We start from the raw sequence: 17010 nt of genomic DNA, 5'->3' as shown, positions 1-17010 counted from the left end.
GGCTAAAATTATGATTAATTTTAAACAAACGAGAATATGAAAACCCTGAAAAATATTTTAATTATAAGCTTATTTCTGGCATTAGGCTGCAAGAGTTCGACCCCTGAAAACACCGAAGAAACTTATAATGGTATTATAGAACGTGCGGGAATGACCACTTATCAATATGGCACGCACACTTTAAAAACAGATCAGGAAACTTATGCATTAAAAAGTGAGACTGTAGATCTCGATGCACATTTAGGAAAACAAACTATTCTTATCGCTAAGAAAGTTCAAGGCTATCCTCTTGATGGTGGCCCTGTATATCTGGAGGTTATGAGAATACGAGAATAAATCATTATATTGTTGTATGAAAAAGATTTACTTCTATGATTCATTCTCCAGACTTAATCTGATTTATATAGCAGTGTGCTTACTAATTCTAGGTGTTTCTACTTACTTTATCTGGAGCGGAGCAAACGGACAAAGCACTACATTTTTAATTGCTGCCAGCTACATTGTTTTGTTATTCCCTGCAAAAATAGCTTACGAGCGCCGGCATGAATATGTTGTGCATTACAGCCCTTATAAGATTTCATTTAAACTCAAACACAATCGAGAAGTGATCTCTTTAAAAAATCTGAGAACGATAAAAACTAAAGGTACAAGTATTGAATTAAACATGAAAGATGGTAAGAGCCATCTCATCAATACAGCCTTATTCACGAATGAAGATGTTTGCCAATTTCTTGATAAGCTTCATATTAATAATAAAGTAGCTACAGCTTAAATGAAGTACAAAAATATTACGTTCATTAATCAACGTGCTCGCTGGAAGATGTACTTCTACGCTGCTGGAATATTCATAATGATTCTTGGCTTAGTAGACCTGCTTAGAAATAATCATTATTCATTTCTTATGGCTATCGCTATGATTCTGCTCTACATTCCTGTTATCTCTCCCTTAAGATTTAAAGATTACGTAAGGTTTCAAAAGCATCTTATTTCTTTTAAACTAGGGAAACAAAAAACGCAGATTATTCGGCCAGATCGCATTCGCGAAATAGAGCTCTTTAGAGATAAAATGATCATCTGGACGGGGAAAAAGAAATTTAGTAAAGTGAATACTGCTGGCTATAGCAATGAACATATTTTTAAACTTGTTGATTTGCTGGAAGGTAAGAACACAAGATGATTTTCTATCAATACAACCACCTGTTTTAAAACATTTTATCCAACCATATGCAAACAACCAAAACTTTTAATCGCGCCTTAGTTTTTATTATAGTAGGCGCACTTGCGAGCTGTTCTCAAAAACCAAAAGATGAGACACCCTGGGTTTCATTCTTTAACGGGAAAGATTTATCGGGCTGGTCCCAAAAAGGCGGCGAAGCCAAGTATGAGGTAAGAGAGGGTACAATTGTAGGTTCTACAGTTCACAACACTCCCAATTCTTTCTTAACCACAGATAAAATGTATGGGGACTTTATTTTAGAACTGGAATACAAGGTAGATTCTACAATGAATTCAGGTATACAGATCAGAAGCAATAGTATCCCACAGTATCAAAATGGGAGGGTTCATGGTTATCAAATAGAAATAGACCCCTCAGCAAGAGCCTGGAGCGCGGGAATCTATGATGAGGGCAGACGTGGCTGGTTAACCACACTTGATAATAACCCGGAAGCGCAGAAGGCGTTTAAACAAAATGATTGGAATAAATATCGAATTGAAGCTATAGGTGACACTATAAAAACCTGGATCAATGGAGTACCTGCTTCTTATCTCATTGATGCCAAAACTTCTAAAGGCTTTATCGCATTGCAGGTTCACGCGATTGGAGATGAAGAAAAAGAAGGCACAGAAGTGGTTTGGAAAAATATTAACATCTTAACTGATAGTCTTTCAAAATACAGCCAAAAGACTCCTTTATCGCCCATAATCACTAAAAATCAGCTCACAACTGATGAAAAAAATAATGGATGGGAAATGTTGTGGGATGGTAAAACTACTAATGGCTGGCGTGGAGGAAAATTAGACTCTTTTCCAGAAAGTGGTTGGGAGATTAAAGATGGCGAACTTATAGTTTTAGATTCCGGCGGTGAAGAATCTGCGGCTGGAGGTGATATTGTAACTACTAAACAATATGGTGATTTTGAATTAAAAGTTGATTTTAAAATTACAAAAGGTGCTAATAGCGGGATTAAGTACTACGTTGATACTGAAATTAATAAAGGAGAAGGTTCTTCTATAGGTCTTGAATATCAAATTCTTGATGATGAATTTCATCCCGATGCTAAACTAGGCAACCATGAAGGGAGCCGTACTATTGCATCATTATATGACCTCATTAAAGCAGATCCAGAAAAACCTGTAAATCCCACAGGAGAATGGAATACAGCATATATTATTTCTAAAGGAGATCATGTTGAGCATTGGCTTAATGGGATGAAGGTACTGGAGTATGAGCGTAAAAGCGATGACTTTCACAAACTGGTTTCTGAAAGTAAATATGCTAAATGGCCAGGTTTTGGCGAGCTGGAAAGAGGAAATATCCTCTTGCAGGATCACGGAAATCGTGTTTCGTTTAAAAACATTAAAATCAAACCTCTTTAAAAAGCTGTAATGACCACAAGAAGAAATTTTATTACAAAAACGGTTTTAGGAGGAACAGCCCTGGCCCTAAGCAATTCAGCTACATCTATGGCGGCAAGTAGCTACAATCGCATAATGGGCGCCAACGACAGACTGCATATTGCGATTGCGGGTTTAGGAAGAAGATATGGAGCGTATGTAGAACCTATCGCTCAAAAAGAAAATAATGTAAACTTATTGTATCTCTGCGATGTTATGGAAAGCCAGCGCGTCAATGCGCTGAAAAACTTTTCAGAAAATATTGATTACACACCTAAATTAGAAAATGACATTCACAAAGTGATCGATGATTCTCAGGTAGATATTCTTATTAATTCAACTCCAGACCATTGGCATACTCCCGGTTCTATACTGGCGATGCAAGCCGGAAAACATGTTTATGTTGAGAAACCCTGTAGTCATAATATGCACGAGAATGAAATTTTAGTACAAGCGGCTCAAAAATATAACAAGGTCGTACAAATGGGAAATCAGCAACGGTCATCAGATCATACTGCCGAAATTATACAGGAAATTCATGACGGTATTATAGGCACTCCATACAAAGCTGTAGCCTTTTATACTAATTCGCGCGGCGAAGTACCTGTGCAAACACAAGCTCCCATTCCACAGGGATTAGATTGGGAGTTGTGGCAGGGACCCGCCCCAAGACGTGATTACACCCAAGAAACCTGGGATTATAACTGGCATTGGTATGGGTGGAATTATGGCACAGGAGAAACTGGAAACAATGCTACTCATGAACTGGATGTGTCAAGATGGGCTTTAAATGTAGATTTTCCCGTGCATGCTGAAGTTGAAGCTGCTAAACGTCATTTCTTACAAGATGGCTGGGAAATGTATGACACTATGGATGCAACCTTCCGTTTTAAAGGAAATAAAATTATTAAATGGGACGGTAAAAGTCGCAATGGCTATGACACTTATGGCGCCGGGAGAGGAACTACTATTTATGGAAGCGACGGTGCTGTTTTTGTAGATCGCGAAAAATACATTCTAACAGATCGAACTGGAAAAGTAATTAAAACAAATCAATCTGCTTCTTCTGAAGCGGGCAATACATTAGGCGGCGGGGGCGATATGTCTACCACTCATATGAAAAATTTCTTCGATACCATACGCGGAAAAGCTAGTCTTAATGCTCCCATTGCAGATGCAAGTATAAGTATGGCGATGGTGCATTACGCAAATATGGCTTATCGGGTAGGGAAAGGTTTTGACATAGATGATAGAACAGGACATATATACGACCGGGATGCTATGCAGCTCTGGGGGCGTGAATATGAGCCGGGATGGGAACCTAAGGTCTAAAGTTATCGCTTCCCCCCTACTACAATAACAATTTCGCCTTTAGGGGGTTTGCTCTCAAAATGTTTAAATACGTCTTCCACGGTGCCGCGTACTGTTTCTTCATGAAGTTTGGTAATCTCTCTTGAAACAGAGCATAGTCTTTCTGCGCCAAAATATTCTTTGAAATGCCCCAGCGTTTTAATCAACTTATGCGGACTTTCATAAAATATCATTGTCCGGGTTTCTTCTGCCAATAAATTAAGACGTGTTTGTCTTCCTTTTTTGACAGGTAGGAATCCTTCAAAAACAAACTTATCATTAGGTAAACCACTATTTACAAGTGCAGGAACAAAAGCCGTTGCGCCAGGCAGGCAATCTACTTCAAGACCGGCTTCTACACAGGCACGAGTTAATAAAAATCCCGGGTCTGAAATTGCAGGTGTGCCGGCATCACTTATAAGTGCGATGGTCTCGCCATTTTTAATGCGTTCTACAATTGCATCAACAGTTTTATGCTCGTTATGCATGTGATGAGAATGCATGTTTGTCTTGACGTCAAAATGCTTAAGAAGTTTACCACTAGTACGTGTATCTTCAGCAAGAATAAGATCTGCATCTTTTAGCACCTGTACCGCCCTAAAGGTCATATCGTCAAGATTGCCAATAGGCGTGGGTACTAAATAAAGTTTTGACATTTATAGGGTTTCTAATTGAACGGCTAAATTAGTGATCAAATTTCTTTTCTACGTGTTCCAGAAATCTAACCTCATAAACTTCCTTGCCGGCCCAGCCATTATAGTCTGGTTTTACCATATCCCTAATAAAATTATAGGCCTCTGCTTTACTGCCCAAAGTGTTAAGCTGCGATAAAACTCTGTTGTAGTCTGAAGTGCTGCCGTTAAAAAGTTGTTTTATAAATGCGATCCTATCGTTAAGACCTATTGCGATACCTTTTGTAAGCTTATCATTAAGAGACTTTGGCTTTTCTGAAACCATGGGTTTTTTCTCTTCAAATTCAGCCATACGACCAAACTCACCCACATCCTTCATATCATTTTTAGCATATTCAGGTTTGCCTGTAATTTCATGAAACATGTCGTCTATATCGTCTGCTTCTGATGGCATTTGAGCAACCATGTCTTTTATTTTCTCGATCACAGGCTCATAAAGAGCCTCATCATTCTCATTATGCTCAGTCCCGTCAGGACGAAAAAAACTATCTCTTTCAGCCGATTTTTTCTCCTTTTTGCGCGCTTTTTCAAAAAGTTCCTGATTTGCTTTTGTAATCTCAGCTACAGTTTCAGGCTTCTGTTTTTGTACAGGTGTTTTTTGCACTGTGTCAAAAAGCTCTGCAACTTCTTCAACTTCCTTTTCTTCAAAAGTTTCAATAATATCCTTTTGTTCAAGGGTGGGTTTAGGCGCGTCAAATTGCCTTTCGGCGAAAGCCAAAACTGTAAAAGCCTCATAAAGGCGTCTTGCCTCTTCCTGCATTTCGCGGTAATCGCTATCAGAATCGAGTTTTAAAATCCGGTGAGCCAGGCTTACTAATTCAGATTTTAATTTCTTCTTCATAACTTTTTTGTTTACTCCGGTTATTGACTGGCTTTTTAATAAATTTGCCTGTCTTACAAGGAAAACGGCGCCAATGCCGTTTATGTTTGAAAAATACAAAATGTTTCTCGAAAATACTGTCAATCATAAAGAGCAATTTGGGTGGATAGAAGTAATCTGTGGCTCGATGTTTTCGGGAAAAACCGAAGAGTTGATACGCCGCCTCAAGCGCGCAAAGTTTGCTAAGCAAAAAGTTGAGATCTTTAAACCGGCCATAGACACAAGGTTTGATGATGAACTTGTAGTTTCTCATGATGCCAATGAAATACGATCTACACCCGTTCCTGCAGCTGCAAATATTCCTATTCTTGCAGATAATTGCGATGTGGTAGGTATAGATGAAGCGCAGTTTTTTGATAATGAAATTGTGAAAGTTTGCAATGACCTTGCTAATCGTGGTGTGCGTGTGATCGTAGCCGGTCTGGATATGGATTTTAAAGGCAATCCCTTTGGCCCCATGCCTGCACTAATGGCCACGGCAGAATATGTCACTAAGGTACATGCTGTTTGCACCCGCACAGGAAATCTGGCTCAGTTTAGTTATCGCAAAGCGGCAAGTGATGATCTTGTTCTTCTTGGTGAGACAGAAGAATATGAACCTTTAAGCAGAGGCGCTTATTACAAGGCGATGCTGCGTGAGCGCCTTAAAACGCTGGAGGTAAAAGATCCTGAAGAGATAGATCCTGAACAACCCCTCGAGTAAATGTCACAAACTGTGCTTGAAATAGATCTTAACGCGTTAAGACATAATTTTGATTATCTAAAATCTAAATTAAAGCCGCAGACTAAAGTGCTGGCTGTTGTTAAGGCTTATGCTTATGGCAGTGATCCTGTTGCTGTGGCTCTCGAACTTGAAACAAAGAATGTAGATTATTTCGCCGTTGCTTATACTTCAGAAGGTATAACATTGAGAGCAGGTGGTATTAAAACTCCTATTCTGGTTTTACACCCACAACCAGACACTTTTGAGGATATTATTGAACATTGTCTGGAACCTAATTTATACAGTTACCGGGTCCTAAATGCTTTTATTGCCTTAGTGGAAAAGCAAAACCTGAAACAATATCCTATACATATAAAATTCAATACAGGATTAAACAGGCTTGGCTTTAAGCCTGGTAATGAAGAAGAACTGCTCTCTATTTTTAAGTCTACAGATGCTATTTATGTGAAATCACTTTTCTCACATCTTGTAGCTAGTGAAGATCTTAGCGAAAAAGTCTTTACTCTCAATCAAATAAGTACTTTCAGCACTATTGCAGATAAAATGATAACGGGCTTAGGTTATCGCCCCATTTTACATCAAAGCAACACCTCTGCAATACTAAATTATCCTGAAGCACAATTTGATATGGTGCGTACAGGTATTGGTTTGTATGGCTACGGTAATTCTGCAGATGAAGATTCGATATTAGTTCCTGTGGCTACATTAAAGTCTGCTATTTCTCAAATTCATACAATAACGCCGGGAGAATCTGTAGGTTACAACAGGGGGCACAAATCGTCGACGTCAGAACGGTCTGCAACAATTTCTATAGGTCACGCAGATGGTATATCACGCGCATTTGGTAAAGGGAAAGGTTTTGTTATGATTAATGGCAAGAAAGCACCAATTTTAGGCAATGTTTGTATGGATATGCTCATGGTAAATGTAACTACTATTGACTGTGAAGAGGGTGACGAGGTAATCGTTTTTGGCAAAGGCGCCTCTGTGGTTGAATTATCTAAAGCTATTAATTCTATACCTTACGAACTACTAACTTGTGTTTCTCAACGGATAAAACGAGTTATTCTTCGATAAAGATAAAAAAATTACAATATCAATTCTCCTGTCTTATTATTCTTTAATTTTAACCTTAAATAACTAAAAACTAACTGAAAATGGCATTTTTAAAAGACTTTAAGGCCTTTCTTATGAAAGGGGATATTGTAGCACTGGCAACTGCGGTTATCGTAGGTGGTGCGTTTAATAAAATAGTAGGCTCCTTAGTAGCAGACGTAATCATGCCGGTTATAGGCCTTTTACTGGGAGGGCAAAATGTAAACAACCTTTTCTTTTCTTTAGACGGTGGGGCATATGAAACAGTAGAAGCTGCTAAAGAAGCTGGAGGAGCAATTATGACCTACGGTAACTTTTTACAAGCTATTATAGATTTTATTATAATAGGTTTTGTTATCTTCTGGTTGCTTAAGGGTTATGAAAAAACAAAGAAAAAAGAAGAAGCTGCTGCTCCTCCTGCACCAAAAGGTCCTTCTACAGAAGATCTTTTAATGGAGATTCGCGACGAGCTGCGTAAGAAATAAAAGTTAACGTTTCAGTAAAGCTGAAAACACCGCTGCACTGCAGTTTACTATTAACTAAACCACGCTCAAAAGGCGTGGTTCTTTTTTAAGATATTTGTGAAAAATAACAAATTGTACAAATGTGTATATTTTTAAGAAGAATGTCACCTATGTTTCAGTTAGTTGGTACTTTTGGCCTTTCTTTTTAAGAAATAAATGCCTCTACATTTAAAATGAGGTAAGAATTTTTAATTTAATAACAATAATCGGGGTGCGCCTCGAGTCAATAATCCCACTAGTGGGTTAAATTATATTATTATGAAAGTAGCCGTTGTAGGTGCTACCGGGATGGTAGGCCAGGTAATGTTGAAGGTTCTTGCAGAACGCAATTTTCCAATTACAGAATTAATTCCTGTAGCTTCAGAGCGATCTGTAGGTAAAACAGTGACATATAAAGATAAGCAGTATACTATCTTCTCTATGGAAGATGCGATTGCTGCCAAACCTGATATTGCTATTTTTTCTGCCGGTGGTGGTACTTCATTAGAATTTGCACCACGATTTGCAGAAGTTGGTACAACTGTCGTAGATAATTCTTCAGCCTGGAGAATGGACGCTACTAAAAAACTAATTGTACCTGAGATCAACGCGGGAGAGCTGGAAGACACAGATAAGATCATTGCAAACCCTAACTGCTCAACCATACAGATGATTGTGGCTTTAGCGCCTTTACACAAAAAATATAGAATTAAAAGATTGGTTATTTCCACATATCAATCTATAACCGGTACAGGGGTAAAAGCGGTTCGCCAGTTAGAGAATGAATATATAGGTGAGAAAGGTGAGATGGCATATCCTTACCCTATTCACCGCAACGCCATTCCTGCCTGTGATGTTTTCACCGAAAATGGATACACAAAGGAAGAAATGAAACTGGTAAACGAAACTCAAAAAATACTGGGTGATAAAACTATTGCTGTAACGGCAACTGCTGTACGTATTCCGGTTGTAGGAGGTCACAGTGAGGCGATAAATGTAGAGTTTCATGAGGACTTTGATATTGCAGAAGTTCGCAATTTATTGCAAAATGCAGATGGTGTGACTCTTCAGGATAACCCAGATACAAACACATACCCTATGCCTATCTATGCAGAAGGTAAAAATGATGTTTTTGTAGGTCGTTTACGTCGCGATTACTCTCAACCTAACACTTTAAATATGTGGGTTGTGGCAGATAATTTGCGAAAAGGTGCTGCAACAAATGCCGTGCAAATTGCTGAATATCTAATGACGAAAGAACTGGTGTAATCATCTATTCTTAACGAAATGTTAAAACCTCTTAAGCCTCATGTTTAAGAGGTTTTTTTTAAGGTATATTTGAAATACACCAACACTTTCTATACCATGCGAAAACCTCTCATTTCAGTCTTGGCAACAGTTTTATTATTCTCTTGTCAAGAAGACAAAAAACAAGATCACACTATGGCGGTAATATACCCCGAAACAAAAAAAGTAGATACAGTAGATAATTATTTTGGCACAGAAGTTAAAGATCCTTACCGCTGGCTTGAGGATGACCGAAGTCCTGATACCGAAGCTTGGGTCAAGGAAGAAAATAAAGTTACCTTCGGCTATCTTGATAAAATCCCATATCGGGAGGAAATAAAGAAGCGACTGGAGGATATCTGGAATTACGAGAAAATAGGTTCTCCTAATAAAGAAGGTGATTACACGTATTTTTCTAAAAATGACGGTTTACAGAACCAATATGTGATCTATCGCTACAAAACTGGCGACGATCCTTCAACTGCAGAGGTTTTTCTAGATCCTAATACTTTTTCTGAGGATGGAACTGTTTCCCTTGGCGGAATAGATTTCTCTAAAAATGGCAAAATCCTTTCTTACAGCATTTCTGAAGGCGGCAGCGACTGGAGAAAAGTTCTGGTTATGGATGCTGAAACCAAAGAAATCACAGAAGATACGCTTGTTGATATAAAGTTCAGCGGGATGTCATGGAAAGGTAATGACGGTTTTTATTACTCCAGCTATGATAAACCGGAAGGCAGCCAACTTTCAGCCAAGACTGATCAACATAAGGTTTATTATCACAAACTAGGCACGCCTCAGAAAAACGACGAACTTATTTTTGGCGGAACAGAAGCTGAAAAACATCGCTATATCTATGGTAATGTGACCGAAGATGATCATTATTTGATCTTAGGACCACGAACTTCAACATCAGGGAATAAGTTGATGATCAAAGACCTCACGAAGCCAGATAGCAAGTTTGTGACAATTCTGGATAATACAGACACCAACTCATATGTGATAGACAATGTAGGCTCAAAATTATTTATCGTGACAGATAAGGATGCGCCTAACATGAAGATCGTTACAGTTGATGCTTCTAATCCCACACCTGACAATTGGGTTGATTTCATTCCGGAAACAGAGCATGTTTTAAGTCCGTCAACCGGTGGTGGTTTCTTTTTTGCAGAATATATGGTAGATGCTGTTTCGCAGATAAAACAATACGATTATGATGGGAAATTGGTGCGTGATGTAGAATTACCGGGAATAGGCAGCGTGGGTGGTTTTGGAACCAAAAAAGAGGAAAAAGAACTGTATTACACCTTTACCAACTATGTGACCCCGGGAAGTATCTATAAATATAACATAGAGAGCGGAACTTCAGAATTATTTAGAAAACCGGACATCAATTTTGATCCTGAAAATTACGAGAGCAAACAGGTTTTCTACACTTCAAAAGACGGCACAAAAGTGCCCATGATCATTACCTACAAAAAAGGTCTTGAGCTTAACGGTAAAAACCCAACTATGCTTTATGGTTATGGCGGTTTCAACATTAGTCTTACTCCGTCTTTTAGTATTACAAATGCAATCTGGATGGAAATGGGCGGTGTTTATGCGGTTCCAAACCTGCGTGGGGGTGGTGAGTACGGTAAAGAGTGGCATGATGCGGGAACGAAGATGCAGAAGCAAAACGTGTTTGATGATTTTATCGCTGCCGCGGAATATCTTATTGACAGTAAATACACCTCAAAAGAATATCTGGCTATACGCGGTGGTTCAAACGGTGGTTTGCTTGTAGGTGCGACCATGACGCAGCGACCAGATTTAATGCAAGTCGCGCTTCCTGCCGTTGGTGTTATGGATATGTTGCGTTATCACACATTTACAGCCGGTGCCGGGTGGGCTTATGATTATGGTACTTCTGAAGACAGTAAAGAAATGTTTGAATATATCAAGTCCTACTCTCCTGTTCACAATGTGAAAGAAGGCGTTAAATATCCGGCTACTTTAGTAACCACAGGCGATCATGATGACCGTGTGGTTCCTGCGCACAGTTTTAAATTTGCCGCAGAATTACAGGAAAAGCAAGCGGGTGATGCTCCGGTTTTAATCCGTATTGAGACAGATGCAGGTCATGGCGCAGGAACTCCGGTGAGCAAGACTATAGAGCAGTATGCAGACCTATATTCATTTACACTTTACAACATGGGTTATGTTGTACTGCCAGATAAAATTCAAGAAAAAATAAAAGGATAATTGCGATCGGCAAAATTTTTCTAGACCTACAAGGATTTTTAAAACAAACCGAAGACCTGCAAGGTTTCAAAAACCTTGTAGGTCTAGCCTGTAATAAACCTTGCAGGTCTCTCTTGTTTAATCTTGCAGGTCTTTTATTTGGTCTTTATATTTAAACAATGCTTAAAGTCAACATAAAATCTTTTGCTTATTTAGAAGATCCTGTTTTAGAAAATATACATTTTACTGTAGAACAAGGAGATCATATTTCCATATTGGGCGAAAGCGGTTGCGGAAAAAGCACCCTTTTACAGCTCATTTATGGCTTATTTCAGTTAAAAAACGGGCAGATTTTCTGGGGAGAAAAGCAGGTTTTAGGTCCGGATTTTAACCTGATTCCCGGAGAACCGTATATGAAATATCTCGCTCAGGATTTTGATCTTATGCCGTTTATTTCAGTGGCAGATAATATTGCGAAATTCCTTTCCCGCAATTTTATGAAAGCCCGTAATGAGCGTGTTGACGAGTTACTGGAGGTTGTAGATATGCAGGAATTAGCAGATACACACGTGAAATATTTAAGCGGTGGTCAAAAACAGCGTGTCGCGCTTGCCAGAGCGATTGCAAAAGAACCGGAACTATTGTTGCTTGATGAGCCTTTTAGTCATATTGATAATTTTAGACGCAATGCCTTACGGCGAAATCTTTACCAGTATCTGAAAAAGCAGAATATAACCTGTATTACTGCTACCCATGACAGTGAAGAAGCGCTTTCGTTTTCTGATGAAATTAAAGTGATGCGTAACGGAACTTTTATCCAGTCGGGCAAACCTGAGGAAATATTTAATAGTCCAAAAAATGGTTATATTGCTTCCTTTTTTGGCGATGTTAGCAGAATTTCTGGGTCAACTATTGGGCAAGATTCAATTGAAGAATTACTGCTTTTACCTCATGAATTAGTTGTTAGTGATGCAAAAACTTCTATTGAAGTAATGGTCGAAAAATCATTCTTTAAAGGCGATTTTTACCTTATTAAAGCCGATTTTCACGGAAAACAAGTGTTTTTCAACCACAGAAAAAACCTCCCAAAAGGAGCAAAAATCTACTTAAAACTAAGCAAAATCGGCTAATTCTTTGCCTACCAGACTTCCTATTGCCACGCCAATACCAGAAAGCCGAATACCACAAAACACATTTTCAGAAATTTCTTTTAGTACTGGTTTTTTCTTGTCACCTACGCCCATTATTCCGCTCCAGCGGTGATCAATTTCGTAATCCAGATCAGGCAAAATTGTATTCTTAAGTAGCTCATCCAGATAATCCTGAATTTTTGGTGTAATCTCAAAAGAATCTGTTTGTTCGTTTTTCTGGTCAATATTTCGGCCTCCGCCCAACAAGATTCTACCATCAATATTCCTAAAATACAGATATCCTTCATCAAGATGAAAAGTACCCTTAATGTGCAAATCTTTTATTGGTTTAGTGACTAAAACCTGGGAGCGAGCAGGCTCGACTTCGGTGAGACCAAGCTTTGAAGACAAGCCGTTGGTAGCAATGAAAAATTTACGTGTTTTAAAAGAAATTTGCTGCGTTCTTATCTCAACCCGGTTGTTTAAGTCTGTAAATGATTCTACAGTGTGATTATTAAGAATGAGAATGTTATTTGCCTTTGCAAGTTTCAATAATGAATTCATCATCATTCCCGTATTGATCTGTCCTTCGGTAGTGTTGAAGATCACTTTTGGTTGAATATTCTTGAAATGAAATTTATTTTCCGCTACAGCGAAAGCATCCTCATTAAAGATAGGTTTGAGTAACCTATTTACAGATTTCATCTGCTCAAAGCAGGTTTCATACAATTCTCTATTTCGCTTAAAAAATAGCTCATAGCCGCCCCAGTGATTATAGTCAATAGCTTTATCGCCCAGCGTCTTTCTAAGCAAATTAAGACCATTGTAGCGCATGGTAATTATATCAAGGACTTCATCTTCTGTATGTGATTTAAGATCGCTTATAATTTCTGAAAGACTGCCAAAACATGCAAAGCCCGCATTCTTTGTACTCGCCCCGGTGGGTAAACTTCCGCGCTCCAGCAATAGGATTTTAGCTAGTGGATATTTCTTCCTTAGTTGAAGTGCACAATTCAATCCTGTAATTCCGCTTCCGGCTATTGTAAAATCAACATGAGAGAACCAGGTTTGTAGTTCCCAGAATGAAAAATTAGGGTTCATAAATGGATAATTTTCATCTAAAAATAAGCAGAAATCAGCTGATTTTATGGCATAAAAAAACCCGAACTTAAATTCGGGCCTTTTTGTTATTCTGTTACTTCAGGTTTCATTTTGAAGTCTTCCATAAACTTAGTTGTGTAATTACCTGAAATGTAACCAGGATCTTCCATCAACTGTCTGTGAAAAGGTATCGTAGTTTTTACACCCTCAATTACAAATTCGTCAAGTGCTCGCTTCATTTTATTGATCGCTTCCTCACGTGTTTGCGCGGTAGTAATCAGTTTAGCAATCATAGAATCATAATTAGGCGGAATCAAATAACCGCTGTAAACATGAGTATCTATGCGTACACCGTGACCACCCGGGGCATGTAAATTAGTTATACGGCCTGGTGAGGGTCTAAAGTTGTTGTAAGGATCTTCTGCATTGATACGGCACTCAATAGAGTGCAACTGTGGGAAATAATTCTTGCCTGAAATTGGCACTCCCGCAGCAACAAGAATTTGCTCACGTATCAGGTCATAGTCAACAACCTGTTCTGTAATTGGGTGCTCAACCTGAATACGAGTATTCATCTCCATAAAGTAGAAATTTCTATGCTTATCTACTAAGAATTCTACCGTACCTGCACCTTCGTATTTTATATATTCTGCAGCTCGTACAGCCGCATTACCCATCTCTTCACGCAGCTTATCTGTCATGAAAGGAGAAGGAGTTTCTTCAGTAAGTTTTTGATGACGCCGTTGTACAGAGCAATCACGTTCTGAAAGGTGACATGCTTTACCGGTGCTGTCTCCTACAACTTGTATCTCGATATGGCGAGGCTCTTCAATAAGCTTTTCCATATACATACCGTCATTACCAAAAGCTGCACTTGCTTCCTGGCGGGCAGAATCCCAGCCTTTACGCAGTTCTTCTTTTTTCCAAATAGCACGCATACCTTTACCACCACCACCGGCAGTAGCTTTTATCATCACGGGATAGCCTATTTCTTTGGCAATCCTTTCTGCTTCTTCATAGCTTTCCAAAATGCCTTCACTACCTGGTACACATGGCACACCGGCTTCTCTCATGGTTGCTTTGGCTGTAGCCTTATCTCCCATTTTTGAGATCATATCTGCAGAAGCACCAATGAATTTAATCTCGTGCTCCTCGCAAATTTTAGAGAATTTAGCGTTCTCTGATAGAAAGCCATAACCGGGATGAATCGCATCTGCATTAGTTATTTCTGCGGCTGCAATAATATTTGACATTTTAAGGTAAGACTCGCTGCTTGGGGCGGGGCCTATGCAAACCGCCTCATCTGCGAAACGCACGTGTAAACTTTCTGCGTCTGCAGTAGAGTAAACGGCGACAGTTTTTATACCCATTTCTTTACAAGTTCTGATTACTCTAAGGGCAATCTCTCCCCTGTTTGCTATAAGTATCTTTTTAAACATAGCTTATTAAATTGTAATGTCTGTCAATCTATTTTATAAATGATATAAGACGGGTTGGGATATCTAGTTAAGAATTTATCCCTGTAGTTATGATGGGTCTACCAAGAATAATGGTTGATCAAACTCTACCGGTGACGCGTCATCAACAAGAACTTTTACTACGGTTCCTGAAATTTCACTTTCTATTTCATTAAAAAGTTTCATCGCTTCAATAACACAAAGAACGTCTCCTTCTTTTATGCTGTCACCTACTTCTACAAAAGTGGGTTTGTCTGGAGCAGGTTTACGATATAAAGTACCTATGATAGGCGACTTGATCGTAATATATTTAGAATTATCCTCTTCTTTCTTAGCACCTGTATTTACATCTGCAGATACAGTAGGGGCAGGGGCAGCAGGCGTTTGAGGTTGTTGGGCCATTGGGGCTGCCATAGGGATTTGTTGCAAAATGGTAGTTTCACCTTTGTGCTCTTCGCCTCCGGTCTTGATGGTGATCTTGATGTCATCCATCTCCAGTTTTACTTCGCTGGCACCAGATTTTGCAACAAATTTAATAAGATTTTGAATTTCTTTTAAATCCATAATAATTAACGTTAGATAGGTTAAAATCTAAGAATTGTAGGCCCATTTAAGGTAAATAGAACCCCATGTGAAGCCGCCTCCAAAGGCAGCAAATATTAAATTATCTCCTTTTTTGAGATTTTTTTCAAAGTCACTTAGCAACAAAGGTAAGGTAGCAGAGGTAGTATTACCATATCTCTGAATATTCATTAACACCTTTTCATCATCAAGATTCATTCTGCGTGCTGTGGCATCAATAATGCGCTTATTTGCCTGATGAGCTACAAGCCAATTTACATCTTCATTAGTAAGATCATTGCGCTTCATTATAAGCTCACTTACGTCTGCCATATTTGAAACCGCAAACTTAAAAACGGTTTTACCATCCTGACGCACATAATGTAGCTTATTAGCAACCGTTTCTGCAGTTGCAGGAAGTAATGACCCGCCAGCAGAAATCTTAAGGAACTCACGGCCAATACCGTCTGTTCTAAGATATTCATCCTGCAGGCCTAAACCTTCTTCATTGGGTTCAAAAAGGACTGCGCCACCACCATCACCAAAGATAATGCAGGTAGTACGGTCTGTATAATCGATAATAGAAGACATTTTATCTGCCCCTATAAGTAGAATTTTTTTGTAGCGCCCTGATTCTATATATGCAGAGGCCGTAGACATGCCATATAAAAAGCTTGAGCATGCTGCTTGCAGGTCATAAGAAAATGCATTTACCGCTCCTATTTCTGTTGCAACGTAAGCTGCAGTACTGGCTACGGGTAAATCTGGTGTTGCTGAAGCAACTAAAACCAGGTCTATTTCTTCTGGGTTAAGGTCTTTTTTACTTATTAGGTCTTGTGCCGCCCTAATTGCAAGATAGGACGTGCCTTTATCTGCGTCTTTAAGAATTCTGCGTTCTTTGATACCCGTTCTGGATGTTATCCATTCATCATTGGTATCAACCATGGTTTCCAAAATTTGATTGGTAAGCACATATTCAGGTACATACGCACCTACAGCGGTAATTGCTGCCGTGGTTTTACTCATATAAATTTCGTTTCTGCGAAAATGGAGCATTTTCGCTTCAAAATGAGGTGAAAAGTACTAAAATTTGAACACTTTGGCTCAAATATTAACTTTTTTTGATAATTGGCTAAAATAAAAAAACCCCCGGTATTTGGGAGTTTTATTATGCTTGATTACTTAGACTAGGCTACTTCCTCTGTATTAGCAGAATCCATAACAACTTGCCCTCTGTAGTACAATTTACCTTCATGCCAGTGAGCACGGTGATAAAGGTGCGCTTCACCAGTAGTAGAGTCAACACCTATTTTAGGCATAGCTGCTTTATAATGTGTTCTTCTCTTATCTCTTCTGGTTTTTGAGATTTTTCTCTTAGGATGTGCCATTAC

Annotated in this window: 18 protein-coding genes; 11 read left to right on the top strand and 7 right to left on the bottom strand. The window is 38.9% G+C overall.

Going from position 1 to position 17010, the window contains the following annotated elements; translation table 11 throughout:
- The first annotated feature begins 36 nt into the window (after window positions 1-36).
- The 5 genes from ACH3O9_RS07390 to ACH3O9_RS07370 are packed head-to-tail and all read left to right on the top strand — an operon-like array spanning window position 37 to window position 3948.
- Complete coding sequence (locus ACH3O9_RS07390; RefSeq protein WP_416445818.1) at window positions 37-336, top strand: hypothetical protein; 300 nt, start codon at window positions 37-39, stop codon at window positions 334-336.
- Between the two features lie 16 nt (window positions 337-352).
- Entirely contained in the window at window positions 353-772 is a 420-nt protein-coding gene (locus ACH3O9_RS07385) for a hypothetical protein (RefSeq protein ID WP_416445816.1), read from the top strand.
- On the top strand, window positions 773-1177 hold the full coding sequence (locus tag ACH3O9_RS07380) for a hypothetical protein (protein ID WP_416445815.1): 405 nt from the start codon (window positions 773-775) through the stop codon (window positions 1175-1177).
- Window positions 1178-1224: 47 nt separating this feature from the next.
- Window positions 1225-2598 carry a 3-keto-disaccharide hydrolase gene (locus ACH3O9_RS07375; RefSeq protein WP_416445813.1) on the top strand — a complete coding sequence of 458 codons (1374 nt, stop codon included), beginning with the start codon at window positions 1225-1227 and terminating at the stop codon, window positions 2596-2598.
- A gap of 9 nt (window positions 2599-2607) precedes the next feature.
- Window positions 2608-3948: a Gfo/Idh/MocA family protein gene (locus ACH3O9_RS07370; protein WP_416445811.1), complete on the top strand. Its 1341-nt coding sequence runs from the start codon at window positions 2608-2610 to the stop codon at window positions 3946-3948.
- 2 nt (window positions 3949-3950) lie between these two features.
- Here the strand turns inward: ACH3O9_RS07370 and rsmI are convergent, their stop codons facing one another.
- Window positions 3951-4622 carry a 16S rRNA (cytidine(1402)-2'-O)-methyltransferase gene (rsmI, locus tag ACH3O9_RS07365; protein ID WP_416445809.1) on the bottom strand — a complete coding sequence of 224 codons (672 nt, stop codon included), beginning with the start codon at window positions 4620-4622 and terminating at the stop codon, window positions 3951-3953.
- Window positions 4623-4650: 28 nt separating this feature from the next.
- Window positions 4651-5499 carry a hypothetical protein gene (locus ACH3O9_RS07360; protein WP_416445807.1) on the bottom strand — a complete coding sequence of 283 codons (849 nt, stop codon included), beginning with the start codon at window positions 5497-5499 and terminating at the stop codon, window positions 4651-4653.
- Window positions 5500-5599: 100 nt separating this feature from the next.
- Between ACH3O9_RS07360 and ACH3O9_RS07355 the strand changes: the two genes are divergently transcribed.
- The 6 genes from ACH3O9_RS07355 to ACH3O9_RS07330 all read left to right on the top strand — a co-directional run bounded on the left by ACH3O9_RS07355 (window position 5600) and on the right by ACH3O9_RS07330 (window position 12500).
- Complete coding sequence (locus tag ACH3O9_RS07355; RefSeq protein ID WP_416445805.1) at window positions 5600-6241, top strand: thymidine kinase; 642 nt, start codon at window positions 5600-5602, stop codon at window positions 6239-6241.
- On the top strand, window positions 6242-7339 hold the full coding sequence (gene alr / locus ACH3O9_RS07350; protein WP_416445803.1) for an alanine racemase: 1098 nt from the start codon (window positions 6242-6244) through the stop codon (window positions 7337-7339).
- A gap of 80 nt (window positions 7340-7419) precedes the next feature.
- Window positions 7420-7842 (top strand): large conductance mechanosensitive channel protein MscL, encoded by a 423-nt coding sequence (mscL, locus tag ACH3O9_RS07345; RefSeq protein WP_416445801.1) that lies wholly within the window; start codon window positions 7420-7422, stop codon window positions 7840-7842.
- Between the two features lie 297 nt (window positions 7843-8139).
- On the top strand, window positions 8140-9129 hold the full coding sequence (locus ACH3O9_RS07340; RefSeq protein WP_416445799.1) for an aspartate-semialdehyde dehydrogenase: 990 nt from the start codon (window positions 8140-8142) through the stop codon (window positions 9127-9129).
- A 96-nt stretch (window positions 9130-9225) separates the two neighbouring features.
- Entirely contained in the window at window positions 9226-11391 is a 2166-nt protein-coding gene (locus tag ACH3O9_RS07335) for a prolyl oligopeptidase family serine peptidase (protein WP_416445797.1), read from the top strand.
- A 158-nt stretch (window positions 11392-11549) separates the two neighbouring features.
- Window positions 11550-12500, top strand: coding sequence for an ABC transporter ATP-binding protein (locus tag ACH3O9_RS07330; RefSeq protein WP_416445795.1), 951 nt, complete (start codon window positions 11550-11552; stop codon window positions 12498-12500).
- Here ACH3O9_RS07330 and ACH3O9_RS07325 read toward each other — a convergent pair.
- From ACH3O9_RS07325 to rpmF, 5 genes are all read right to left on the bottom strand, one after another.
- Entirely contained in the window at window positions 12483-13601 is a 1119-nt protein-coding gene (locus tag ACH3O9_RS07325; protein WP_416445793.1) for an NAD(P)/FAD-dependent oxidoreductase, read from the bottom strand. The genes ACH3O9_RS07330 and ACH3O9_RS07325 overlap by 18 nt on opposite strands.
- 86 nt (window positions 13602-13687) lie before the next feature.
- Window positions 13688-15040: an acetyl-CoA carboxylase biotin carboxylase subunit gene (gene accC / locus ACH3O9_RS07320; protein ID WP_416445791.1), complete on the bottom strand. Its 1353-nt coding sequence runs from the start codon at window positions 15038-15040 to the stop codon at window positions 13688-13690.
- A gap of 87 nt (window positions 15041-15127) precedes the next feature.
- Complete coding sequence (gene accB, locus ACH3O9_RS07315) at window positions 15128-15622, bottom strand: acetyl-CoA carboxylase biotin carboxyl carrier protein (protein WP_416445789.1); 495 nt, start codon at window positions 15620-15622, stop codon at window positions 15128-15130.
- A 27-nt stretch (window positions 15623-15649) separates the two neighbouring features.
- The gene (locus tag ACH3O9_RS07310; RefSeq protein ID WP_416445787.1) at window positions 15650-16645 is read right to left on the bottom strand and encodes a beta-ketoacyl-ACP synthase III; all 996 of its coding nucleotides are present in this window, start codon (window positions 16643-16645) and stop codon (window positions 15650-15652) included.
- Window positions 16646-16806: 161 nt separating this feature from the next.
- Window positions 16807-17007, bottom strand: coding sequence for a 50S ribosomal protein L32 (rpmF, locus tag ACH3O9_RS07305; protein ID WP_416445785.1), 201 nt, complete (start codon window positions 17005-17007; stop codon window positions 16807-16809).
- Between the last annotated feature and the right edge of the window lie 3 nt (window positions 17008-17010).

This window comes from Leeuwenhoekiella sp. A16 (assembly GCF_047946675.1).
In the GTDB taxonomy this organism is placed as follows: Bacteria; Bacteroidota; Bacteroidia; order Flavobacteriales; family Flavobacteriaceae; genus Leeuwenhoekiella.
This window is presented reverse-complemented; position numbering and strand designations above follow the sequence as displayed.

Bases quoted from the DNA above. Each gene is read 5' to 3' on its own strand.
- ACH3O9_RS07390 (WP_416445818.1), top strand. From the start codon at position 37: ATGAAAACCCTGAAAAATATTTTAATTATAAGCTTATTTCTGGCATTA.
- ACH3O9_RS07385 (WP_416445816.1), top strand. From the start codon at position 353: ATGAAAAAGATTTACTTCTATGATTCATTCTCCAGACTTAATCTGATT.
- ACH3O9_RS07380 (WP_416445815.1), top strand. From the start codon at position 773: ATGAAGTACAAAAATATTACGTTCATTAATCAACGTGCTCGCTGGAAG.
- ACH3O9_RS07375 (WP_416445813.1), top strand. From the start codon at position 1,225: ATGCAAACAACCAAAACTTTTAATCGCGCCTTAGTTTTTATTATAGTA.
- ACH3O9_RS07370 (WP_416445811.1), top strand. From the start codon at position 2,608: ATGACCACAAGAAGAAATTTTATTACAAAAACGGTTTTAGGAGGAACA.
- rsmI (WP_416445809.1), bottom strand. From the start codon at position 4,622: ATGTCAAAACTTTATTTAGTACCCACGCCTATTGGCAATCTTGACGAT.
- ACH3O9_RS07360 (WP_416445807.1), bottom strand. From the start codon at position 5,499: ATGAAGAAGAAATTAAAATCTGAATTAGTAAGCCTGGCTCACCGGATT.
- ACH3O9_RS07355 (WP_416445805.1), top strand. From the start codon at position 5,600: ATGTTTCTCGAAAATACTGTCAATCATAAAGAGCAATTTGGGTGGATA.
- alr (WP_416445803.1), top strand. From the start codon at position 6,242: ATGTCACAAACTGTGCTTGAAATAGATCTTAACGCGTTAAGACATAAT.
- mscL (WP_416445801.1), top strand. From the start codon at position 7,420: ATGGCATTTTTAAAAGACTTTAAGGCCTTTCTTATGAAAGGGGATATT.
- ACH3O9_RS07340 (WP_416445799.1), top strand. From the start codon at position 8,140: ATGAAAGTAGCCGTTGTAGGTGCTACCGGGATGGTAGGCCAGGTAATG.
- ACH3O9_RS07335 (WP_416445797.1), top strand. From the start codon at position 9,226: ATGCGAAAACCTCTCATTTCAGTCTTGGCAACAGTTTTATTATTCTCT.
- ACH3O9_RS07330 (WP_416445795.1), top strand. From the start codon at position 11,550: ATGCTTAAAGTCAACATAAAATCTTTTGCTTATTTAGAAGATCCTGTT.
- ACH3O9_RS07325 (WP_416445793.1), bottom strand. From the start codon at position 13,601: ATGAACCCTAATTTTTCATTCTGGGAACTACAAACCTGGTTCTCTCAT.
- accC (WP_416445791.1), bottom strand. From the start codon at position 15,040: ATGTTTAAAAAGATACTTATAGCAAACAGGGGAGAGATTGCCCTTAGA.
- accB (WP_416445789.1), bottom strand. From the start codon at position 15,622: ATGGATTTAAAAGAAATTCAAAATCTTATTAAATTTGTTGCAAAATCT.
- ACH3O9_RS07310 (WP_416445787.1), bottom strand. From the start codon at position 16,645: ATGAGTAAAACCACGGCAGCAATTACCGCTGTAGGTGCGTATGTACCT.
- rpmF (WP_416445785.1), bottom strand. From the start codon at position 17,007: ATGGCACATCCTAAGAGAAAAATCTCAAAAACCAGAAGAGATAAGAGA.